Raw genomic sequence first — 22,424 nt, 5'->3', positions numbered from 1 at the left:
CGCCCGTAACGAGCCTGGATGCCATAGAGCGCGGCGCAGGCATGGATCATGACTTGAGGTCCAGATTGGTCTGCCGGTCTCCGCCGAAATGACCGAGGCGCGCACCACCCCTGGGTTTCTTGGGCGCGCGCTCGACCTTCGCCATCGCACGACGGAAATCACCGCCGAGCGCACGCACCTCTCCCACGAGAACGGCGATCAGCGCCAGATGGGTGGGAAGCTCGCCAGCGCGCGCATAGTTCGAAATCGAATTGGGGTTCATTCCGGTCAATTCCGCGAAAGCCCGGACACTCAACCCGGCTCTGTCAAGCTCCTCGAGAAACTCCGCATAGACCATCATGGGCGTGCCGCTACATAGATTAATGTAAACTATCACATTATTTAATGTGTGGAAAGCCCGCCATGCGGGTTGAGGGCGTGGTGGACTCCCCCCGATGCAAACCTTCGATCCGTTTCACGATCGTGAAGCCGGGATCATGACGCTCCCGACTGTTGCAGGAGTGCCGGCACCTGGATCGCATAGATCGACCATATCGATAACTGTGCCCGTAATGATCGACTTGCTCTTGCATGGCATCCGTAGGATCTGGCGCGCCATGGAAAAGGCTCTTCATCCCTTATTGTCCGCCTCGGTCAGCCTCACGCGCCTCGGCATCAGGGCGCGCCTGCGAACCATGGCCGCCAGGCACCGGCACGCCCTGCGCCAGCTGGCGGATGCCGTCGTCAACGAGGGCAGACAATAAGGGCCTCGCCCGCCGGCCGATAGTCTGACACATCCGTCTTCCTTTTCGGCCCGTCGGGCGGGCGTCCGTTGCGAATGAAGACCCCTTATTTCTCTATCAATAGCCCTCGGCCAGAAGGGATTTGTAAGTCTCGACGAATTCAGGGCGGAGATAGAAACGGAGATAGGCCGAGGCGAGGATATTGCGAAAGAGCTCCTGATCGCCAAAATTGACCCGGAGCAGAATGTGCGATGCCGGGCCGACCGATGCGTGCATGTCGCTATACTTGACCAGGTCCGCGAAGCGGAACCCTAGGTTTTCGAGTTTGCGATAGGTTTGCAGGCATTGCGTGACGTCCGCGAGTTGGGCGAAGCCGGCATGGCCGGCCAGCGCGCGCAACGCCGGGTCGGTCGGATTATTCGATGCGGCGATGAATATGTCATCCCACCCGATCTCCAATTGTTCGTAACGCGAATATTGATCATGGATCCGGCTGTCCGCGGACTGTTCCTGGGCGAGCATTTTGAGGGCCGGCACGAACTCCTTGTAGATGGCGAAATAGGCAATGCTAACTCCCGATTCGAGCGCGAAGCGGATGGTGCTTTCCGAAGTTGCCGCCGTTTCCTTCGGACCGCCCAGGACGAGGTAGGCCTTGGAATGGATCGACTGCCTTGCCAGTCTCTCGAATAAATCCTTGAACTCGGAATTGCTGGCCGACGCCCCGGCCTTCATCTTCCGCCGGTGCTCCTCGTCGCCATGCTCCACGCCGAAGGCGAGCATGCGGCAACCGCTCGCCGCCAGCCGAGCGATAAAATCCGGGATTTCCTTCTCGTAGGCCAAGAAATCTTCGACTCTGAAAATGCCTCGCCAGCCGAAGCGGCCACGCTTGCGCCCGCTGATACCGTCGAGCAGGTCCAGAAATTGGCCCGTCCAATCCAGCCCTCTGCCCTTGCGCTCGGACGAATCCGTCGCAGCAATCTGGGGAAGAAGATTATCGTCGACGAACTGAATGCGGAGGTCGGGATAGCGGCGCGACAATTCGATCAACTCGGCACCGACGGCTTCGACGGATCGGCGCCGTTCGCCGCCCGACTGTGTCTTTCGCTCGGTGCAGAAGGTGCAGTTCCAGTCGCAACCTCGCGACATCACGACGTGCGCCTCGACTGCCGCGCCATGCGCCCGGGTCTGTCCAGGTTCGTAGATCGCGCCAGACGTCGTAAAAATACGACGGTCCAGGACGACGGGCTCGTGCCAGACCGGGTTGTTGTTGCCGTCCAGGACGACGTCGGAAGCAATCGAGCGGCACGTCGCGATCACATGGCGGCTGCGCGGATTGGGAACGATACCTTTCGCGAATTCGGACCGGCTGGCTGCGGTCGCATCGACGAGCGCCGCGAAACCGTCCGTGCCATCCGCGCATATCTCGAAATCCCAGCTCTCAAGCTCTTCTTCGTCGACCGCAGCGCTTCGCAGAGCCCGGGCGTTGACGGCTGGTCCACCCAGGACGACAAGCGGCGGATTGGCAGAGCGTTTGATCTGCGCAGCCATGCCCAGAACGGAGCGCATGGTCGGCAGCACGACGTTAAAGCCCACCCACTGGCAATGCGATGCTGCTCTCAGCACCGTGTCCACTAGGGACGGATCGCGATGGCAATCGAGCAGGTGAACATCGTGTCCGCAAGAAAGCAGCCGGCTGCCGATCATCCCCAGGCCGATTGGGGGTGTGGACGTTTGTGAAACCTGCTGCGCGTCTCCACCGCTGGAAATCGGGGGCATGACGAGCATGATCCGCTGGACATGGTCACGCAGCTTGCGCGCGGCGCTTCGAACTTCGGGATGGAGGTCCTTGAACCGCCAATTGTCCTCCTCCCCGGGCGCCGCGCCAATGAGAGTGCGGCCGATCGGGAAATCGGTGAGCGTGAAGCGCTCTTCGACAGTCTTGAGTGCCGGGGTGAGATGCTCCCTTTGAAATCGATTAAGAAACTCTCTTTGCATCCAAGGATGGCAGCCTTCGGCCTCGAGCGCCTGGTCGACGACCCCGCCAAGGGCGGCCTTGAGCTGTGCGACACTCAAATCCACCTGACCTGCCCGACTCGCCTGGAACAGACGGGCACGGAGCGTGGGCGAGAAAGCGAGATCGATAGCAGCCCAGCGCAACGCCTCTTCCTCATCGCGAGCGAGAGCCGAGATGAAATCGAGCAGTGCACGCGGGCGGATGGCGGCCGCGAGGAGTGCCGCCCTGAGCAGCTTGTCGCCCCGCCATTTTAACGGCGGTGGAACATAGCCATGCTCCTGTCCCGCACGAAATAGCTGGTCGATCCCGCGCCCCGCAAGGCTCCTATCGATCGTCGACAGTGCCAGCGCAGTCGGCCCGAGCGCCCCCTCGTCGGCCAGCAGATCGTTGAAATCGAACGCGCCTGCGCGAATCTTGTCGCATCGCGCCTTTTCCTCGCGATAGGCCGGACTGATCGTCGGATCGAAAATCCCGAGCGAAGACAGCGGTGGAGAGATCGACTCCAGACGCGCGAAGCGTGTCTGAAACGCATGATCGTCGCGGTTCAAGGCGGCCAGCCTTGAAAACAGCTCGTACGCAACGTTGCTCGAGACACCGTCGAACCGATCGCTGAATTTCATCGCGTAGTGAAGCAACTCACGGCGGAGAAAGCTGTCTTGTTCGATCTCGTCCATCATCTCCGCGGGATGGCACGTCTCAAATTTTCCGAGCGTCTCCTGGAGGCCCGACGCAGCGGCCATGAAACGCCAGGCGACATCGAAGCGGCCGGATCGGCGGACATCTGGCTGCTGCGCCTGATCGCTCGCATAGGCCTTGCCGATCCCTTGGGCGATGGTGTCGATCTGACGCCGAGCGCGATCGAGACTGGCATAATTGCGCTCTTTGGCGATGTCGCTGAGATAGTTGAGCGCGGTGCAAGTCACACTCCATTCGCTCAATGCCCGCCCCTGCTTGGCCAGATTGAGCGCCCTTTCGATCTCCTTGGCGTCATGCCCGGCCTGGATCGAGCCACGTGTGGCGACCTGCCCCTGATATTGGCGATCGGTCCAATCTACTGAGCCGATCGGCGCAAGACCTATCGCGCTGGCTACAGAACGCGCACAATCATCCCAGGAGAAATGCTCCCTGAGATGGTCCGACAGTTTTTCCGCATGACTTCGACGTCGCTCATAGGCGCGCGCAAGCTCGTGCATGGCCCCGGCGAGTGTTGCCTCGTCATCCGGCCCCTCGGTCAGGCGGACCATGACGACCGACTCACTGGGCAGATCATGATCTCGCGCGAAAAGGTTCTGCAGGAACAGTGCCAGCCCCGATTGTTCGGAGCAGATCAGCGGTACGCCCGCGCAGAGCGCCTCCCAACCCGCCAGGCCAAAGCCCTCATGTGTTGACGGCATGATCGCCACATGGCTGTCACGAAGCTGGCGAAACATGGGCTCCTGGCCGGCGAAATCCTCCATATGAAGCGTGAAGTGCGTTTTCAGAGCCTGTTCGGAGAGATCGTCGCAATACCAGTCGCGATGATCGGAACCGGCCTGAAAGCCGTAGCAAAAGAATTGGCCGCGCTGACGCCATCGCGATTCCGGGTCCTTGGATCCATTTTCATAGGCTTTGACGAGCGATCGCAGGACGAGGCGGCTATTTTTCAGGCGATCCAGTGCCGGATCGATCCGGCCCGAAAAGAAGAATTTGAGTGCCAAGGACGGATTGCCCTGCGCCCTATCCACAAATGCGTTTGGGAAGCCTGGGATGATCTGGTGTACCCGTGTCTCGCTGGCCTCTGCCTGCCGCAGTCGTTCAAAATTCCGGCACAATAACGGGCCGACCGCATAGACATCGTCCGCCGCGCAGACGATGTCGCGCTGCCTCTGCGCCTTGTCGAGGATCGCTCCGGCATCGGTATCCTTCAGATGCTCATAGGCGGAATAGTCCATATGGCAGACGGTCGCCGCCCGGACATCATAGCCCGCTCTCTTCAGCAGATCGCGGGCCTCGATGGCATGGGCGCCGGTATGGACATCGTGCCCGAAAATATGGAGGCTCGGCCGATCTCCCGTTACCGGCAGGGTCCCTTCGATAGCCTTTGCAAGCGAAATGCCGGTCCCGTCATAGTCGAGGAACTCGATCGAAGCTGCCAAGCCGACAGGCAATCCCGCATCGCCGGATGTGACAGCGGCGTGGATCTTGACCCGATCGCCGACCACGCGCGCCAACGCCTCTACGAGCGATTTGTTGAAGAGGTTGATGCCCCCGGTAGAGCCGCCCCACTCGGTGCTCGCGATGAAGATATGGTGCTGCTTCATACTGTCGTTAGCAAAGGCTCACACCCTATGGCTGCACGCCTCTTTCGTCCCCCAGGCCTGAGCCCCCGCCGAGCGCGCGTGTCTCGTCCGGCAAAGCCGGGGTCGCTATGCCTTCTAACGTCGCCGAAGCGCAAGCTTGGGGAATGATGACGTCCCGTGCTCCATCACAAAGCGCGGATGGCATTGTCGACGCCGTTGCGGAAGGACGCGGCGCCCCGAGACGGCCGGAAGGGGCGGGACTTCGAATGCCCGAGGTCTGTACGCGCCCGCGAGATCCGTCCCCGGCCCACTGGACATGCCGGATTGAACCCCTAGTGAAGCCCCGAGACATATCGCGAGGTGAGCTGTCGACATGATCCGTATCGGCGAGAATGGCAGCATCTCGGCGTGCGAATCCTATCTCGCCCAGATCGCGCAGGACCCCGCGCCCCTGCTGCTGGCCGAACGCCTTTCTTATGCAGCATTCGGAGGCTCGGCCGCCCTGGCCCAGGTGATGTGCACCTGGGCACGCCGATCGCCTGATGCCGAGCTGTTCCCGCAATTCGACGCGCACCGGACATTCCATGATCTCGCGATGCGGCCCCATGGCCTCACCGCAATCCTGATGGCCAGAGCGATCACGGGACCGCATCGGGAGGATTGGCGGCGCGCGGCCTATGAGGCTGCTGCGCGGGTCTCTTTTGCGATGGACCAAAGCAGGTTCGTCGAAACCACGAAAGGCAATGCGGTGGCGCTGCTCTGCGCGGACCACAGCAGTCTCGGCTACCTCACTCCATTTTATGCGCAAGGTCCGCAAGGCGCGGTTTTGCGCACCGAGGTCGAATTCCAACAGCTGGCCAGCGACGTTCTTCGTGCTTCGGTCAACCAGGCGAGAGCGGACGAAGTGGCGCGCTACGCAGGCGATGTCGGCGTCATGATGCGCGAGCTGATCGACAACACCCATCGCTATGCCAGGCGAGATGCGCGCGGCAACCAGTACAGGAAGTCGATACGCGGGCTCCATGCCCAGACGCACCAGGTCGAGCCCGGCGACATACCGACACTCACCGGAGATTATGCGCCCCTCGCCGGCTATCTGCAGGGCATCACGGGCAGGTTTCGATCCAAGCACACCCAAGTTCTGGAAATTTCTATCTTCGACAGTGGGCCCGGCCTTGCCGCCCGCGCGCTCGGCACGGAGCTGCAGGCGGAAACACCGATCGGCGATGAGCAACGGCTCGTCCAGTCGCGCTTCCATGATCCCAAGCTGCGTTACGGTCGGGACGGGGCCGGCAAGGGTCTGCGTCGAACCGTAAGGCGCCTCAAATCGGACGGCGGCTTTCTGCGGCTGCGGACAGGCAGAACCTCCTTCTACAAGGATTTTCACACAGCTTCGGACGCTCCACTCGAGCCGGCGGACCTGCAGCTCCTCGACGCCGCCTCGGCCACGCATGTCGCGACGGAAATGGCCAAGGCCGAAGGAACCCTCCTCACCTTGCTCATTCCCTTGTTTGGCGGTCGTCGGTGAAAGACATTTTCTCCTATCGGGCCTCGCAATCCGACGACGGCGTGTATCCGACGTGGAAGGTCGTTTTCACGCCCGCCGACACGTTGCCGCTCCCTACGCTCTACACCGACATGGCAGCCGACATCGACCGGCATCTGTTGCCGACCGCGCTCCTCATCATCGTGCGGGACGACGTCTTTGACCATGCGAAAAAGCAGATCCAGGCAAGCGGTCATGCCTCCGATGACTGGCGGATCGATACGAACACTGTGCCCCTGGTGCTGCTCGGGCTGGATCGCCGAGGGAAATGCGCCCGCACGGTAAGGATTGGGAAAGCCGCGGCTCCGACGATCGACGAGGACCTTTTCGCCTCCCTTCTTCATCAGGGACTGCGCGAAATCTTCGTCCGGCGCGGTGCCCTGATCCGCGCCGAGGATGGGCAGCATTTCGTCCACCCTTCGGGCAAGCATTCCCAGGCCTTCATCCGGGCCGCCAACGTATTTGTCGACGGCCCGGAAACGATGTTCGTCGCCGCGTGCCTGCTGGCTTGCGTGCCGGAGCAGACGCGCGATCTCTGGATCGACACCTCCTCGATCGCCAGCGTCGCCCACGCTTTTGCTCTCCTGCGCCATCTGCTGGCGCCCGATCTTCCGATCCCGACGATCAGCAGCTTCTCTTCATGGAGGGCGATTTCCCAGGAGCAGTCCATCCCGAGAACGCCCCATCGCGCCGCCCTGGTCTCGGCAACGACCAGCGGCAACCTCGCGCGCCGGCTTGTGAGCGATCAAGGCTTTCGCGCCGACGAGGTCGTCACGCTATTTTCGTTTGCAAAGGCGGGCACACCTCCGATCGTGTGCGATCTCTCCGCCGACAAGGTGTTCTGGGCGGGCGCCGAACCGATGGTCAGTGCCGAATATCGCGAGGGTAAGTGCGCGTTGTGCGATGCCCAGTCGCGTCCGATCCGGTTCGTCGGCGACCAGTTTCTGGCCGATTCGGTGTGCTACGAGCCGATCGCGATCCTGCGCGACGATGCGCCGAAGAGCTTACGCGAGTTCATGCAGAACTATCACGGCCATGAGGGCTTCGGCCTCAGAGCCGTGGACGATGACGGGGACACCTTTCGGCAGGTCGGCATCGACCCGGCGAGACTGCTCGCCGTCGATCGGTTTCAGACGCGGTTCAAGGCGGCGGTGCATCGCCACGCGCCTCGTCACCTGACCGCGTTGGTCCATCTCGACGATGAGGCCAGCGGAAAACTCGCGGCGGAATTCCTGAAGGTATCCGACAACCACGACACAAGCCCGATCGCCGCACAGGACCTGCGCTCGCTGGCCAAAAGCGGCGCTCTCGACGGTGGCATCGTTGTCATTGCGGGGAGCGTTGGCCAGGGGCACGATCTGGACGGCATCAGCCGCGACCTGCGCGATCCGTTCGGCGAGACGCCACGAACCTATATTATCGGCTTTTCGAAGCACAGCCACACCGATCGCAGCAAGCAGCTCGTCAACAATCTCAAGTTCAACAGCCTGAGCGCCTCGGGCCAGGGTTATGAGCATGTCGTAAGACCCATTGAATCTCTGATTCTTCCGGACCGGCCCGCCCGCTCGGCGTGGGAAGCCGAGTTCAAACTGTTGAGCCTGCTCCTCGAAGACGCGACCGACGCAGGCGACAGCAGAGAGACGGATTTTCTGGACGCCCGGCTGGACCGGCTGCGCGAGACGGGATCGCTCGCCGTCGAGGAGCTGTTCCTGTCTTCTCCGGACGGCCATCCGCTCGAACTGCGCGATACCTTCGCGTTCTGGAAAAGAGATCTGTATCGCAGCGTGTCGCAGGGCGACGTCGTGTTCACGATGGCGTCGGTCCTTGAGAACCTTCGATATGGCGACGCGCCGAAGCTGGTCAGCGATTCCTTCACACAGCGCGTCATCGATCCGGGCATGTTCGGCCGCTACAATGACGGCGTCATCCAGGCGTCGCTGCTGCGCTGCGCGCTGCCGCAGGAACTCTATTATGCCTCGATGCCGCAGCTGAGCCGGCAGATGGCGGATCTGGTCAAGCGGACCTTTGTCGCCAAACCGCCGGCGAACGAGGGAAGTCTCGAATTTCTCCTCGCGATCGCATTGGGACGCCTGCGCCTCACGGCATCGGATACGCGGGAGGTCGTGGACGCGAGCGTCCACCTTCCCTATCCAGCGGCCGCACTGCGCAAAAGGATCCTGGAAACCCCGCCTGACGAGCTGGCTCTCGTCCGGCCGACCGGCGCTCGCAAAAGCCTCTGATCCCCATCACCTCGAATGGAGATGCATTTGCCACTCACTCCGGTGTGCCGTGTGCCGTAAGGGAAGGACAGGGAGCGGACGGTACATTGGCTTGAGAATTGAGCGGAGTCTGAGATCCTATGTCGCGACGCAAAGACCGCAGTGCGCGGGCGCCTTTTGATCCGAGCCTCGCCGGACCGCCGTCACGCTACTCGCCCGCTTTCGGAAATGCCGAGCTCGAGCGGTTCGAGGGGCTGGTGAAATTGAGGCTTGGGCACGCACGATTCGGAAGCATCCTGCTCCCGGAGCTGATGTTCGTGCAGCGGGGCGGCTGGCATTTCTATCAGCCCAGTTTCTTCGGGCCGCCGATCTTGGGCTTCAATATAGAGCCGGGCCTCCATGTCGCGCGCTTCAGCATCGATGTCGGCGGGCCACGCGAAACGGATCCGACCCGCGTCATAGTCGAAATACGCTCCGATGGGTTCGTGCGCGGCTATGTCGACGGCGCACAACTCTATCGATGCATCGTCGAGGCGCCTTCGCGGTTGCTGCGATACGCCTCAGGCAAATGCCTGCAACGGGACGATGAGGACTTCGACATCCACCTTTCGCACATCACCAATCCGGCTGCCTATGCTGCGATCAGAACCAGCGGCGAGCTGCGTTCGTCCCGGTGGAACCTGCAGGGCACGAGGGAGCTCGTGAATGTCGCCTATGTCTACCTGACGAGCCTGCCCGCGGTCAGGTCCGAGGAGGATCTTCGCCGTATCGCCATGTCGTCCGACGGGGCGATCAACTTTCAAACGACCTCCAGCCGGCCTCGCGAGGAGACACTCAAACTCACCGTTTACCGCGAAAGCACCAAGGGGCGCACCGCCCGGCTGCCGGTGAGCGTTGCGTCCGATCTTCTGGCCCCTCCGCACCTCCTGATCCACCGTCCACTTGGCGACCTTCCCTATTACGAGGTCGTCGGGCCGGAGATCTATCGCATCGGGGTCCAACCCGGGATGGCGCTCGCTTATGCGAATGGCGCGGCGACGATCGATCCGGGCTCGTTGAAACGGTTCAGCTATGTCGTGGTGGGCGACGCCGCGACGCTCGCGGGCCTTGCCGCACCGTACGACGAGGAAGAAACCAGAGAGGTCGTCCATGTCGAGACACTCGACGCAGGCCTCGACCTGTTCGACTTCTGGCAGGCACGCCAGAATAGCGATCAGGTCTCGGATCGCACACCCGAACCACGATTTCTGTCGCCACCCCGATAGCGTTGCGGTTTGTCAGGCTCGGCTCAGTCGAGATGGTCAGGCCTAAGACGGTTTTGCATCCGGCTCTGGACCGGACGCCCGGTCGCGAAACCCACGGCTGGTCACCGCCGAGTGTAGATGCGAACCGTCGCGGAATCTGGTCTGGCCGCTTCTGAATTTCGCGTAGCCAAGCCTGCCGGTCCTATTGGCTCATCGCTCTTAGAAACAGGCTGTCAGCCGGCACGCAAACGACTGGTATCTCTTATCGGGTTCCCGAAAGCTGTCAGCCTTCAAACGGCCAAATTGCGCTACTGCGCGTCTCGGCGCGTTACTGTGCACATACCCTCGAATCAATCGATCGCTGATCCTTGGCTCATCCCGCGCTGGCCGCGCGGTGGGAGAGCCTCATGTCGCCAACCAAGCTCCTTCTCGGGCAGATCGTCGTGGTTTTCGCGATCGTCGTGCTCGGCATCTGGTTTGCGACGCAGTGGGCGGCAGCTCGGCTCGAATACCAGCCTGAACTCGGCCGGCCGTGGTTTTATCTATTCAACCTCGCCATCTACCGCCCGTGGTCAATCTTCTCGTGGTGGTATCACTTCGATGCTTACGCCCCGCGGATTTTCAGCGACGCCGGCGCCATTGCCGGCGCGAGCGGCTTCGTCGGCTGCGGTGCCGCCGTCGTCGGATCGCTGTGGCGCGCACGCCAAGGACGTCTGCTCACGACCTATGGATCGGCTCGCTGGGCGACCGACGGCGAGATCGCGCGCGCAGGACTGTACGGTGATGTCGGCTTCTTCCTCGGGCGGCTGCACGGACGTTACCTCTGCCACAACGGTCCCGAGCACGTCATGGCGTTCGCGCCAACTCGCTCCGGCAAGGGCGTGGGTTTGGTCGTGCCAACGCTGCTTGGCTGGACCGGATCGGCGGTCATTCACGACATCAAGGGCGAGAACTGGCAGCTGACCGCCGGCTGGCGGGAGCGGTTCTCGAACTGCCTACTGCTCAACCCGACCGATCCCCGATCGGCCCGCTATAATCCGCTGCTCGAAGTTCGGCGTGGCGCCAACGAAGTGCGCGACGTGCAGAACATCGCCGACATATTGGTCGACCCGGAAGGGGCCCTTGAGCGCCGAAATCACTGGGAAAAGACCAGCCACGCCCTTCTGGTCGGCGCCATCCTCCATGTCCTGTACGCGGAGGAAGAGAAGACACTCGCCCGCGTCGCGACCTTCCTGTCCGATCCGCAACGCAGCTTCGTCTCAACGCTCCGGCGGATGATGGAAACCAATCATCTAGGCACGAACGATGCTCCGCTGGTTCATCCGGTCGTCGCCTCTGCCGCGCGCGAACTGCTCAACAAATCAGAAAACGAACGCTCCGGCGTGCTTTCGACTGCGATGAGCTTTCTCGGGCTCTATCGCGATCCGACCGTCGCCGAGGTCACATCGCGCTGCGATTGGAGGATCGCGGATCTCGTCGAGGCGAAGCAGCCGGTCTCGCTCTACCTCGTCGTGCCGCCCTCCGACATTTCACGGACGAAGCCGCTCGTCCGGTTGATCCTCAACCAGATCGGCCGCCGCCTCACCGAGCAGCTCCATGCTGAGAAGGATGGGCGTCGCCACAAGCTGCTCATGATGCTGGACGAGTTCCCAGCGCTCGGAAGGCTCGACTTCTTCGAAACGAGCCTCGCCTTCATGGCGGGCTATGGCGTGCGTGCCTTCCTGATCGCCCAGAGCCTCAACCAGATCGAGAAGGCCTATGGCGACCACAACTCGATCCTCGACAATTGCCATGTCCGCGTCGCCTTCGCGACCAACGACGAGCGGACCGCGAAGCGCGTCTCCGACGCGCTCGGTACTGCGACCGAGCAGCGCGCGATGCGCAACTATGCCGGGCACCGGCTCGCGCCCTGGCTCGCCCACGTCATGGTCAGCCGCCAGGAAACCGCCCGCGCGTTGCTGACACCCGGTGAGGTCATGCAGATGCCGGCGACGGACGAGCTGATCCTCGTGTCGGGCCTGCCGCCGATCAAGGCGACGAAGCTCCGCTACTATGAAGACCCCGCATTCAAGGAGCGCGTGGTGCGTCCGCCGGTCCTGGGCGATGGCGATTATGCCGATCGTCCGCCGGCACGACCGGACGATTGGACAGGTCGAACGAGCGGTACTCACGAGTTGCTTTCCGCCCGGACTGAGGAAGCGGCCGACCATAATGACGGTGGCCTCGAGCAGCAGCGCCACCCCGGCCTGGCGGCTGACGATCATTCTCCCGAGCCGGAGCCGGAAGCGGCCAATGCCCTTGGTCTTGATGATGCCGACACCGACCAAGGCGAAGCCCGCCTGATCGACCAGGCGCGCGGCAATGCGAACCTCGCTTTCGGCGTGGGCGAGGGCGACCGCTGCGATGACCTGTTCGGAGGGCGCTGAGATGGCCGGGAAGATCCGCCACCAGCTCCATCTGAGCGAGGCACTCTCCGAGCGGTTCGAAAAGCTCGCCGCCAAGCCGGGTGCAAACAAGTCAGCGATGCTCGAAGAAGCCCTTGAGCAATGGCTGACCCGAAAGGGCCACCACGATCTCGATGATCGCTTCGGACTCCGGCTTGACCGCATCACGGCTGCCCTTTCGCGGATCGAACGGGCCGACCACATCCTGCTCGAGTCCTTCGCGCTCTTCATCCGCTACGAGCTCGCCATTCATCCGCCGCTTGCGGAAACCGATCAGGCCGGCCGCGCCAAGGGACGCGAGCGCTTCAATCTCTTCATCGAGCAGGTTGGGCAGGCAGTCGCCTCGGGGCGCCGCACCCTCGATACGCGCGGGGAGGGCGGCCGATGACCGCTTCCGTCTCCGCTGATCGGCGGCGCGCCATGCTTCGCACCGCCATGGGCGCCGGCATCGCGGCAGCGCTCGCCGATCCACGCGTGCTCGAGATCATGGTCAATCCGGACGGTCAGCTTCGCCTTGACGTGCTCGGCGAAGGGCGCGTCGAGACGGGCATCACCATCGATGCCGACCAGGTCGAGCGTATCGTCCGTCTGGTAGCGAGCCACGCGCGGACCGAGATCAGGAGTGACGCGCCCATCGTGTCGGCGGAATTGCCGCCACGCGAGGAAGGCGTTGCCGGCGAGCGTTTCGAAGGCCTGCTCCCCCCGGTCTCGACCGGTCCATGCTTCTCGATCCGAAAGCCCGCGACGCGCATCCATCGGCTGGTCGATTATGTGACCGATGGTTTCATGGATGCGGACACTGCGCGCATCCTGTCGATGGCGGTCGTCGAGCGGCGCAACATCCTCGTTGCCGGCGGGACGAGCTCGGGCAAGACGACGCTTGCGAACGCGCTGCTGGCCGAGATGGCTCATCTCGACGAGCGCGTGATCCTGATCGAGGATACGCGCGAGCTGCAGAGTCAGGCGCCCGACACGGTGGCACTGCGGACCCGTCCCGGCACGGTCTCGATGACTGACCTCGTCCGCTCGACCCTGCGCCTACGCCCAGACCGGATTGTCGTCGGCGAAGTGCGCGGGCCGGAAGCGCTCGACATGCTCAAGGCCTGGAACACCGGCCATCCGGGCGGGATCGCGACGGTGCACGCCAATAGCGCGGCGTCGGCGCTCAACCGCATCGAGCAGCTCGTCCAGGAGGCCGTCGTCATGGTGCCGCGCGCGCTCGTCGCCGACGCCATTGACATCATTGTGTTCATCGCCGGTCGCGGTGCCGGGCGCCGCGTCGACCAGGTGCTGCGCGTCGCCGGCGTCGATCCGGACGGCGGCTTCGCCCTCTTCGATCTCCTCACTGCCCCAAACCTCAAAGGAGTCTGACCATGCTCGTCTCTTGTCGTGCCCGTTCGCCGCGCCGTTGGTGGCTTGCGCTTCCTCTCGCCCTGTTAACCGCCACCGCGGCGCAGGCGTCGGGCACGGGCATGCCGTGGGAAGCTCCATTGCAGCAGATCCTAGACTCGGTGCAGGGCCCTGTCGCCAAGATCGTCGCGGTGATCATCATCATCACGACCGGCCTGACGCTCGCCTTCGGCGAGACGGCCGGCGGGTTCCGCCGGCTCATCCAGATCGTCTTCGGCCTCTCGATCGCGTTCGCCGCATCGAGCTTTTTCCTGAGCTTCTTCAGCTTCGGCGGCGGGGCGCTGGTCGCATGACCACCGCCCGCGACGAGGCTGGCGATCACATCGCCGGCTTCGAAGTCCCGATCCACGCGAGCCTCGGCAGCCCGATCCTCCTCGGCGGTGCACCGCGCGGCCTCGCCATCGTCAACGGCACGCTGGCCGCCGCGCTGGGGCTCGGGCTCCAGCAATGGGTCGCCGGGCTGGTCGTCTGGGCGATCGGCCACAGTGCGGCCATTCTCGCAGCGCGCCGAGATCCGAGCTTCGCGCCGGTCCTAGCCCGCCATCTCCGCCAGAAAGGCCACTGGGTATGCTGAACATCGCCGAATATCGCTCGTCCGCCGACCGACTTGCCGACCATCTGCCCTGGGCGGCGCTGGTGGCGCCCGGCATCGTCCTCAACAAGGACGGCAGCTTCCAGCGGACATTCGCCTTTCGCGGCCCCGATCTCGAAAGCGCGACCGAGGCCGAACTGGTCGGTGCCTGCGCGCGGGCGAACAACGTGCTCAAGCGCTTCGGCACCGGCTGGGCGCTCTTCCTCGACGCCGAGCGGCACGAGGCGAACACCTATCCCGACAGCGCATTCCCGGACGCGGCATCCTGGCTGGTCGATCGCGAGCGCCGCGCAGATTTCCTCGAACAGGGTCAGCATTTCGAGAGCGCCTACCATCTGACGCTGCTCTGGCTGCCCCAACCCGATGGCCAGGACAGCGCGACGCGGTCGCTGATTGAAAGCCCAGAGGCGCCGAAGGGCCGCGACTGGCGGGGCGCGCTGATCCACTTCATCGCCGAGACCGACCGGGCCTTCGACCTCTTCGCGGCCTTCATGCCCGAGATACGCGTGCTCACCTCGGGCAAGACGCTCACCTACCTGCACCGGACGATCTCGACACGGCGGCATGACGTCACCGTTCCCGAGTCGCCCATGTACCTCGACGGGCTGCTCGCCGACACGTCGCTGGTCGGTGGGCTGGAACCGCGGCTCGGCGATCAGCACCTGCGCACGCTGACCGTGCTCGGCTTCCCGACGCTCAGCCGGCCGGGAATCCTCGATGCGCTGAACGCCGCCGACTTCGCCTATCGCTGGGCGACCCGCTTCATCAGCCTCGACAAGGCGATGGCGACGAACACGCTGACCAAACTGCGCCGCCAGTGGTTCAACAAGCGCAAGTCGGTCACCGCGATGCTGCGTGAGGTGATGTATAACCAGCCGACGGCACTGACCGACAGCGACGCCGACAACAAGGTCGCCGATGCCGATGCCGCGCTCCAGGCACTTGGCGGTGACCATGTCGCCTTCGGGTATCTGACCACCACCATCACCGTCGCGGATACGGATCGCGAGCGGGTCGAGGAGAAGGCGAGGGCGGTCGAGCGGATCGTCAACGGGCTCGGCTTCACGGTGATCCGCGAGACGGTGAACGCGGTCGAAGCCTGGCTGTCGTCGCTGCCGGGACATGCCTACGCCAATGTCCGCCAGCCGCTGGTCCACACGCTGAACCTCGCCCACCTGATGCCGCTATCAAGCGTCTGGGCGGGGCCAGCGGAGAACCGCCACCTCGGCGGGCCGCCCTTGCTCATCGCCAAGACGTCGGGATCGACGCCCTTCCGGCTATCCACCCATATCGGTGACGTCGGGCATATGCTGGTCGTCGGTCCTACTGGTGCCGGCAAATCGGTCCTCCTCTCACTGCTCGCCCTGCAATTCCGCCGCTATCCGGAGTCGCAGGTCATCATCTTCGACAAGGGCTATTCGGCGCGCGCGGCCGTGCTGGCGATGGGCGGCGCGCATCATGCGCTGGGCATCGGCGGTGAGGAGGGTGACGCGATCGCCTTCCAGCCGCTGCGCCACATCGATCGGCAGAGCGAGCGCGCCTGGGCGGCGGAGTGGATCGCGGCGCTACTCGCTCACGAGAAGGTGCTGGTCACGCCCGAGATCAAGGATGCCATCTGGGCGGCGCTCGGCAATCTCGCGACCGCGCCTGTCGCGGAGCGGACACTGACCGGTCTCGGCCTGCTCTTGCCGTCCAACGGGCTTCGCACCGCGCTCGCCCCCTACACGATCGACGGACCCTATGGCCGGTTGCTCGACGCATCGGACGAGAGCTTCCGGATCGCGCAGGTCCAGTGCTTCGATACCGAGGCGCTGATGGGGCAGGCGGGCGTCGTCGCACCGGTGCTGACCTATCTCTTCCATCGGCTGGAAGAGCGATTCGACGGCAGGCCGACGCTGCTGATCCTCGATGAGGCCTGGATCTTCCTCGACCACCCGCTCTTCGCCGCGCGCATCCGCGAATGGCTGAAAGTGCTCCGCAAGCGCAATGTTGCCGTGTTGTTCGCGACCCAGAGCCTCGCCGACATCGCCGGCAGCACCATCGCACCCGCCATCATCGAAAGCTGCCCACAGCGCATCTTCCTGCCCAACGATCGCGCGATCGAGCCACAGGGCAGGGCGACGTACGAGCGCTTCGGGCTTAACCAGCGCCAGATCGAGCTGATCGCCCGCGCCACACCGAAGCGGCACTATTATCTCCAGTCCGCACGCGGGAACCGCCTGTTCGAACTGGGGCTCGGCCCGGTCACGCTGTCGCTCTGCGGATCGTCCGATCCCGCCAGCCAGAAGACGATCGACTCGATCCTCGCCGAGCATGGGACCGAAGATTTCGCCGCGCACTTCCTGCGCGCCGCGGGCCCGGCCTGGGCGCCGGCGCTGATCACCGATTTCGCTGCCCCCCAGACCAATGGAGACCTGTCGTGAAACGTCTGATCCCAATCGTGATGATGCTCGCCTCGGTATCGACCACCACGTTGGTGCCGGCACCGGCCGACGCCATCATCGTCTTCGATCCTAGCAACTACAGCCAGAACGTGCTGACGGCCGCGCGCACGCTCCAGCAGATCAACAACCAGATCCAGTCGCTGCAGAACCAGGCCACCAGCCTGCTTAATCAAGCGCGCAATCTGGAGACGATCGGATTCTCGGAGCTGGGGCCGCTGACCGCGACGCTCCAGCAGATCCAGACGCTGATGGGCCAAGCGTCCGGCATCCAGTTCCGCGTCGACACGATGAAGAACCAGTTCCAGCAACTCTTCCCGAGTAGTTTCAGCCAGTTGATGACCAATGCTCAAAGGGCGAATCAGGCCAACACCCGCTACCGGACGGCGATGTCCGCTTACCAGCACACGATGACGGTGCAGGCCCAGATCGTCGAGAACGTCCAGTCCGACGCGACTAGCCTGAACACCATCATCGCCAAGAGCCAAGGGGCGAGCGGCGCGCTGCAGGCGGCGCAGGCGACCAACCAGCTGCTCGCGCTCACAGCCAAGCAGCAGTTCCAGATCGAGCAGATGGTCGCCGCCCAGTACCGTGCGCAGGCGATCGATCAGGCGCGCCGCGACCAGGCCGAGTCCGACGGGCAGGCTGCCACCACCAAGTTCCTAGGTTCCGGCTCCGCTTACACCCCCCAGTAAGCCGGGGGCCGGATCGGCGCGGCAGTCGCACACCTCCTGCCGCGTCGTCGCGGGGCGCGCCTGGTCGCTCCCCCCAGGTGCGTCCCGCGACTCTCCTCACAGGATCTGCGAATATGGGCGATCTCAATGTCATCGATCAGTTTCTGAGTAGCTTTTCGAGCTACATCGATAGCGGCTTCGGCCTGCTCGGCCCAGACCTTCACAGCCTCAGCGCCATCCTGATCGGGATCGACGTCACGCTCGCCGCGCTCTTCTGGGCGACGGGGTCGGAGCAGGACATCATGATCCGCTTCGTCCGCAAGATCCTCTATGTCGGCGCCTTCGCCTACATCCTGACCAACTTCGCGTCGCTCTCGAAGATCATCTTCAACAGCTTCTCCGCACTCGGTCTCAAGGCCGGCGGCGGCACGATGTCGGCGGCCGACCTGCTCAAGCCCGGAAAGCTCGCCGGCATCGGCTTCTCGGCTGCCTGGCCGCTGCTCCAGCAAGCGAGCCAGCTGACCGGCTTCACCACCTTTTTCGACAACGTGCTCGAGATCGTGGTGCTGGTGCTGGCCTGGGCGATCGTCGTCTTGGCCTTTTTCATCCTCGCCGTGCAGATGTTCGTCTGCATCCTCGAGTTCAAGCTAACGACGCTCGCCGGCTTCGTACTCGTCCCCTTCGCTTTCTGGAACCGCACCAGCTTCCTGGCCGAGCGTGTGCTGGGCGGCGTGGTCTCCTCGGGCATCAAGGTGATGGTGCTCGCCGTCATCGTCGGCATCGGCTCCAACTATTTCGCCGAGTTCACCGCCGCCCTCCAGGGCAAGGAGCCCGACATCGGGCAGGCGATGAGCCTGGTCCTCGCCAGCCTCGCCATGTTCGGCCTCGGCATCTACGGGCCGTCCATCGCGTCGGGCCTGGTCGCCGGCGCGCCCCAACTCGGCGCAGGCGCTGTGGTAGGCACCGCCGTCGGCGTTGCGGGCGCCGCAATGGCGGCCGCATCGGTCGGCGGCGCAGCCGCTGGCGCCGCACTTGGTGCGGTCCGCGCCGGCACCGCCATGGGCGCCGCCACGAAGGCCGCCTACGGCATGGGCCAGGAAGCGGCCGGCTCCTCGAGCATCTCCGCCGGATTGTCCGGTGTCGGCCGCGCGGCTGGCGGCGCGGCTCGTGCCCGTATGTCCGACGCTTTCGGTCTCCGTTCAGCGGCGGAGAGTGGGCGTAACGCCGCCTGGAGCAGCATGACCGGCCAAGCCCCGGCCGCCGCTAACGACGCGCCCGATATGCCGGCCTGGGCGCGCGCCGTCCAGTCGCAGCAATCGGCCCGCCATGTGCGCCAAACCGTCGCACAGACGCTGCGCGAAGGTGACAGCGGCGGCGCGGCCGCCACCCCAGACATTTCCGAGAAGGAGGATTGAGCCCATGCAATTCCGACGGAGTTTGCAACGCTACGGCCGCACGCCCGAGCCCGAGACGCCGTTCGCGCGTGCCGGTCAGCTCTGGGACGAGCGGATTGGGTCGGCCCGCGTCCAGGCCCGCAACTGGCGGCTGATGGCCTTCGGTTGCCTGGGGCTCAGTGGCGCGATGGCGATTGGGCTAATCTGGCAATCCACACAGAGCCGCGTCACGCCCTATGTTGTCGAGGTCGACCGGCTGGGCGAGGCGAGGGCGGTATCGCCGGCCGAGGCTGGCTATCAGCCGACCGACCCGCAGATCGCCTGGCATCTTGCCCATTTCATCAGCGACATCCGGACAGTGTCGCTCGATCCGGTGCTGATGCGGCGCAGCTGGCTCGAGGCCTATGATTTCGTGACCCGTCGCGGCGGTCAGGCGATTGGCGACTATGCGCGGGCCGCCAATCCGTTTTCCGATCTTGGCGATCGAACGGTCTCGGTCGAGGTGACGAGCGTCGTGCGGGCCTCCGACCGCTCCTTCCAGGTGAAATGGACGGAGACAGCCTACGATCACGGTGCCGCGTCCGGGACCAGCCACTGGACGGCGATTCTCACCATCGTGCGTCAACCGCCGGCGAACGCCGACACGCTCCGGAAGAACCCGCTCGGCATCTATGTCGATGCGATCGACTGGAGCCGCGAGCTCGAACCCATGCCGCCTGCGCCTGCCGCGCCGAGCGCGGTCGCACCGGCCGCTGCCGATCTCTCACAACCCACGAAGGAGGTCCAGCCGTGAACCGTAATCAGAAATCGATCCTGCTGATCGGCGCTGTGACGCTGATTGCCGCCGATATGCCACCGGCCGCGCCCGCGACCGGGCCGTCGTCGTCTTCGGCAACCACCCCCGTGATCGCACCAGCCCCGATAGCGGTTCCGGACCGCGAGCCGCGTCATCCTGTCAGTTCCGTCGATGTTCGGACGGTGACGGTAGCCAATCGGGCGGCGACCATGGCGCCGATCCCGTCCGGTTTCGTCGCCGCCATGCAGATCTACCCCTTCTCGGACGGCGTCGTGTACCGCGCCTATGCGGCGCCGGGCCAGGTGACCGACATCATGCTCCAGCCCGGTGAGGTGCTGGGCGCGGTGGCATCCGGCGACACCGCCCGCTGGGTGATCGGCGACACGAGCAGCGGCACGGGCGACGCCAAGCGCTCGCATATTCTGGTGAAGCCCTTCTCGGCCGGGCTGGTAACGAATCTGGTCGTGACGACAGACAGGCGGACCTACCACATCGCGCTGTCGAGCACGCCGGCGACGGCGATGTCGGCCTTGTCCTGGACCTATCCGCAAGACCAGCTGCTGGCGATCCAGCGGGCTGCGAAGGACGCCGAGGCCGCCGCACCCGTGGCATCGGGCGTCGATCTGACGGCACTCCATTTCAATTACGCGATCAGCGGCGACAATCCCGACTGGCGCCCGCTGCGCGCGTTCGATGACGGCCGGCAGACATTCATCGAATTCCCGGCAGCGCTCGGGCAGGGGGAAGCGCCGCCGCTCTTCCTGGTCGGCCCGAAGGGCGAGGCCGAACTCGTCAACTTCCGGCAGCGCGGCCATTTCTACGTCGTCGACCGCCTGTTCGACGCCGCCGAACTCCGCCTCGGTCTCAAGCACCAGGACGTCGTGCGCGTGACGCGGACAGCGGTTCAGAGGAGGGGCTGATGGAGGCCGAGACTCCCGCTGCCCCTGCCATGCCGCCTAAGGTCGATCCGGAGACGTTGGTCCTGCGCGCCCGGCCGCAGCTCGCCGCCCGGTTCAAGCGTGGCGTGATCATCGGCGCCGCCGCCGTCGGCGCGGGCGGAGTGGCGACGCTGGGCTACGTCGCACTGCGACCGCATATCCACACCGCAGGCGACCAGCAGTCCGATCTCTCGCAGCCAGCCCAGTCCGGTACGCCCGACGCACTGAGTGGCCTTCCGTCGAGCTATGGTGCCGTTCCGAAACTGGGACCGCCACTGCCCGGCGATCTCGGCAAGCCGATCCTCGAACACCAGCAGTCGACGCTGGTAACGGATGCAGGGCAGCAACCGGGCGTGGCCGAGAGCGCCGTGGCGGCGGAGCAACAAAAGGCGGCGGATGCCCTGCGGGAAGCCCGCCAATCAGGCCTGCTTGTGCAGACGAAGTCCGATTCAGCACCCGCGCCGACATCATCGGTAACGGCGGCGACGACCCCTCCGACTACCACCCAAACCAGTCTCGATCCAGGGAACGACCCGAACGCGCAGGGGCATAAGGCCGATTTCGTGAAGACGCTCGACACGGAAGGCGTGGTCAATGCGCACCCGATGATGGCGCCGGCCTCGCCCAATATGCTGTCGGCGGGCACGATCATCGCCGGCAGCCTCATCACCGGGCTGAGATCCGATCTGCCGGGGCTGGTCACGGCGATGGTCACCCAAAACGTCTTCGACACCGCGACGGGGCGCATCCTGCTCATTCCGCAGGGCGCCCGACTAATCGGCAGCTACGATTCCGTGGTGGCGTTCGGCCAGCGCCGCGCCCTTGTCGTCTGGCAGAGGATCATCTGGCCGGACAGCAGCTCGATCTCGATCGACAATGTGCCTGCGACCGACGCGTCGGGTTATTCCGGGCTTGAAGACAAGGTGGACTTCCACACTTGGCAGCTTCTGAAGGGTGTTGCGATCTCGACCCTGCTGGGGATCGGCGCGGACCTGCAGTTCAGCGGTCGCGGCGGCCTGGTCGACGCCATCCGGCAGTCGGGCGAACAGAACGTGTCGCGCGCCGGCGACCAGCTGACCTCGAAGACGCTCAATATCCAGCCGACGATCACGATCAGGCCCGGCGCACCCATTCGCCTGATCGTCCACCGCGACCTGGTTCTGCGTCGCTGGACCGGAGCCGCGAAATGACCAGCATCAAGCTATCGAAGATCCCCGATCTGACGCCGATCAAGATGACGATCGCTGTGCTCCCGGAGCTTCACCAGATGCTCGGCGACTATGCGGATCTCTACCGGGCAACATATGGCGCGCAGGTGGCCGTGGCCGATCTCGTTCCGCACATGCTGGCCGCGTTTCTCGCCAGCGATCGCGCATTCGCCAAGCATAGGGCGTTACCGGATGCCGCCGGCGGAGGGATGCCATCATGACGCACGAAAATATTCGGGAGGTCATTGCCTCGCAGGGGATCAAACCGGACGAGGCCGGCACGGTGCCGGCCTCGTCCAGGCGGAGATCGGCGCAATGCGAATCGGAGCAGGACGGGCGGATGGAGGCACCCATGCGGGATCCCGATCATCCAACCGGACGGGCACCCGGTCGCTCCGGTGTGCCGTCTTGGGCTCGCTTCGTCCGCATCCGGAAATTCGCGGAGATCACCGGCTATTCCGAGCGCGCGGTCTACATGAAGATCGCCAGGGGCATCTGGATCG

The 22,424-nt window shown here is 64.3% G+C and carries 18 protein-coding genes; 16 read left to right on the top strand and 2 right to left on the bottom strand.

The features are described from left to right. Nucleotides 1–46: 46 nt before the first annotated feature. Nucleotides 47–340, bottom strand: coding sequence for an XRE family transcriptional regulator (locus QGN17_RS05125; protein WP_281043423.1), 294 nt, complete (start codon nt 338–340; stop codon nt 47–49). Nucleotides 341–551: 211 nt separating this feature from the next. On the opposite strand from QGN17_RS05125, the gene QGN17_RS05120 reads away from it, so the two are divergent. Next, nucleotides 552–743, top strand: coding sequence for a hypothetical protein (locus QGN17_RS05120; protein WP_281043422.1), 192 nt, complete (start codon nt 552–554; stop codon nt 741–743). Between the two features lie 96 nt (nt 744–839). On the opposite strand, the gene QGN17_RS05115 is transcribed toward QGN17_RS05120, so the two are convergent. Continuing rightward, nucleotides 840–5,036 carry a radical SAM protein gene (locus QGN17_RS05115; RefSeq protein ID WP_281043421.1) on the bottom strand — a complete coding sequence of 1,399 codons (4,197 nt, stop codon included), beginning with the start codon at nt 5,034–5,036 and terminating at the stop codon, nt 840–842. 352 nt (nt 5,037–5,388) lie between these two features. On the opposite strand from QGN17_RS05115, the gene QGN17_RS05110 reads away from it, so the two are divergent. The 15 genes from QGN17_RS05110 (at nt 5,389) to QGN17_RS05040 (ending at nt 22,142) form a co-directional block, all read left to right on the top strand. Continuing rightward, a complete protein-coding gene (locus QGN17_RS05110; RefSeq protein WP_281043420.1) occupies nt 5,389–6,543 on the top strand; it encodes a hypothetical protein in 1,155 nt (384 codons plus the stop codon). Beyond that, the gene (locus tag QGN17_RS05105) at nt 6,540–8,801 is read left to right on the top strand and encodes a hypothetical protein (protein ID WP_281043419.1); all 2,262 of its coding nucleotides are present in this window, start codon (nt 6,540–6,542) and stop codon (nt 8,799–8,801) included. The genes QGN17_RS05110 and QGN17_RS05105 overlap by 4 nt, the downstream gene beginning before the upstream one ends. A 119-nt stretch (nt 8,802–8,920) precedes the next feature. After that, nucleotides 8,921–10,045 (top strand): hypothetical protein, encoded by a 1,125-nt coding sequence (locus QGN17_RS05100; RefSeq protein ID WP_281043418.1) that lies wholly within the window; start codon nt 8,921–8,923, stop codon nt 10,043–10,045. Between the two features lie 386 nt (nt 10,046–10,431). Then, nucleotides 10,432–12,450 (top strand): conjugal transfer protein TraG, encoded by a 2,019-nt coding sequence (locus QGN17_RS05095; RefSeq protein WP_281043417.1) that lies wholly within the window; start codon nt 10,432–10,434, stop codon nt 12,448–12,450. 1 nt (nt 12,451) lies between these two features. Then, complete coding sequence (locus QGN17_RS05090; protein WP_281043416.1) at nt 12,452–12,856, top strand: ribbon-helix-helix domain-containing protein; 405 nt, start codon at nt 12,452–12,454, stop codon at nt 12,854–12,856. Next, nucleotides 12,853–13,839, top strand: coding sequence for a P-type conjugative transfer ATPase TrbB (gene trbB / locus QGN17_RS05085; protein ID WP_281043415.1), 987 nt, complete (start codon nt 12,853–12,855; stop codon nt 13,837–13,839). The genes QGN17_RS05090 and trbB overlap by 4 nt, the downstream gene beginning before the upstream one ends. A gap of 101 nt (nt 13,840–13,940) precedes the next feature. Further along, on the top strand, nt 13,941–14,171 hold the full coding sequence (locus QGN17_RS05080; RefSeq protein WP_449325355.1) for a TrbC/VirB2 family protein: 231 nt from the start codon (nt 13,941–13,943) through the stop codon (nt 14,169–14,171). Next, the gene (locus QGN17_RS05075; protein ID WP_281043413.1) at nt 14,168–14,452 is read left to right on the top strand and encodes a VirB3 family type IV secretion system protein; all 285 of its coding nucleotides are present in this window, start codon (nt 14,168–14,170) and stop codon (nt 14,450–14,452) included. The genes QGN17_RS05080 and QGN17_RS05075 overlap by 4 nt, the downstream gene beginning before the upstream one ends. Continuing rightward, a complete protein-coding gene (trbE, locus tag QGN17_RS05070) occupies nt 14,446–16,893 on the top strand; it encodes a conjugal transfer protein TrbE (RefSeq protein WP_281043412.1) in 2,448 nt (815 codons plus the stop codon). The genes QGN17_RS05075 and trbE overlap by 7 nt, the downstream gene beginning before the upstream one ends. Continuing rightward, nucleotides 16,890–17,606, top strand: a complete 717-nt coding sequence (gene trbJ, locus QGN17_RS05065) for a P-type conjugative transfer protein TrbJ (protein WP_313790154.1) — start codon at nt 16,890–16,892, stop codon at nt 17,604–17,606. The genes trbE and trbJ overlap by 4 nt, the downstream gene beginning before the upstream one ends. 113 nt (nt 17,607–17,719) lie before the next feature. Then, nucleotides 17,720–19,000, top strand: a complete 1,281-nt coding sequence (gene trbL, locus QGN17_RS05060) for a P-type conjugative transfer protein TrbL (RefSeq protein WP_281043411.1) — start codon at nt 17,720–17,722, stop codon at nt 18,998–19,000. A gap of 4 nt (nt 19,001–19,004) precedes the next feature. Continuing rightward, the gene (trbF, locus tag QGN17_RS05055) at nt 19,005–19,772 is read left to right on the top strand and encodes a conjugal transfer protein TrbF (protein ID WP_281043410.1); all 768 of its coding nucleotides are present in this window, start codon (nt 19,005–19,007) and stop codon (nt 19,770–19,772) included. Between the two features lie 56 nt (nt 19,773–19,828). Beyond that, complete coding sequence (gene trbG / locus QGN17_RS05050; RefSeq protein ID WP_390902678.1) at nt 19,829–20,695, top strand: P-type conjugative transfer protein TrbG; 867 nt, start codon at nt 19,829–19,831, stop codon at nt 20,693–20,695. Between the two features lie 56 nt (nt 20,696–20,751). Beyond that, nucleotides 20,752–21,903 (top strand): TrbI/VirB10 family protein, encoded by a 1,152-nt coding sequence (locus QGN17_RS05045; RefSeq protein ID WP_313790153.1) that lies wholly within the window; start codon nt 20,752–20,754, stop codon nt 21,901–21,903. Then, a complete protein-coding gene (locus QGN17_RS05040; RefSeq protein ID WP_281043407.1) occupies nt 21,900–22,142 on the top strand; it encodes a DUF2274 domain-containing protein in 243 nt (80 codons plus the stop codon). The genes QGN17_RS05045 and QGN17_RS05040 overlap by 4 nt, the downstream gene beginning before the upstream one ends. The last annotated feature ends 282 nt before the right edge of the window (nt 22,143–22,424 follow it).

It is taken from the genome of Sphingomonas oryzagri, from assembly GCF_029906645.1.
Lineage (GTDB): Bacteria > Pseudomonadota > Alphaproteobacteria > Sphingomonadales > Sphingomonadaceae > Solisphingomonas > Solisphingomonas oryzagri.
This window is presented reverse-complemented; position numbering and strand designations above follow the sequence as displayed.

Coding starts and splice junctions, on each gene's coding strand:
- QGN17_RS05125 (WP_281043423.1), bottom strand. CDS start 340: ATGATGGTCTATGCGGAGTTTCTCGAGGAGCTTGACAGAGCCGGGTTG.
- QGN17_RS05120 (WP_281043422.1), top strand. CDS start 552: ATGATCGACTTGCTCTTGCATGGCATCCGTAGGATCTGGCGCGCCATG.
- QGN17_RS05115 (WP_281043421.1), bottom strand. CDS start 5,036: ATGAAGCAGCACCATATCTTCATCGCGAGCACCGAGTGGGGCGGCTCT.
- QGN17_RS05110 (WP_281043420.1), top strand. CDS start 5,389: ATGATCCGTATCGGCGAGAATGGCAGCATCTCGGCGTGCGAATCCTAT.
- QGN17_RS05100 (WP_281043418.1), top strand. CDS start 8,921: ATGTCGCGACGCAAAGACCGCAGTGCGCGGGCGCCTTTTGATCCGAGC.
- QGN17_RS05095 (WP_281043417.1), top strand. CDS start 10,432: ATGTCGCCAACCAAGCTCCTTCTCGGGCAGATCGTCGTGGTTTTCGCG.
- QGN17_RS05090 (WP_281043416.1), top strand. CDS start 12,452: ATGGCCGGGAAGATCCGCCACCAGCTCCATCTGAGCGAGGCACTCTCC.
- trbB (WP_281043415.1), top strand. CDS start 12,853: ATGACCGCTTCCGTCTCCGCTGATCGGCGGCGCGCCATGCTTCGCACC.
- QGN17_RS05080 (WP_449325355.1), top strand. CDS start 13,941: ATGCCGTGGGAAGCTCCATTGCAGCAGATCCTAGACTCGGTGCAGGGC.
- QGN17_RS05075 (WP_281043413.1), top strand. CDS start 14,168: ATGACCACCGCCCGCGACGAGGCTGGCGATCACATCGCCGGCTTCGAA.
- trbE (WP_281043412.1), top strand. CDS start 14,446: ATGCTGAACATCGCCGAATATCGCTCGTCCGCCGACCGACTTGCCGAC.
- trbL (WP_281043411.1), top strand. CDS start 17,720: ATGGGCGATCTCAATGTCATCGATCAGTTTCTGAGTAGCTTTTCGAGC.
- trbF (WP_281043410.1), top strand. CDS start 19,005: ATGCAATTCCGACGGAGTTTGCAACGCTACGGCCGCACGCCCGAGCCC.
- trbG (WP_390902678.1), top strand. CDS start 19,829: ATGCCACCGGCCGCGCCCGCGACCGGGCCGTCGTCGTCTTCGGCAACC.
- QGN17_RS05040 (WP_281043407.1), top strand. CDS start 21,900: ATGACCAGCATCAAGCTATCGAAGATCCCCGATCTGACGCCGATCAAG.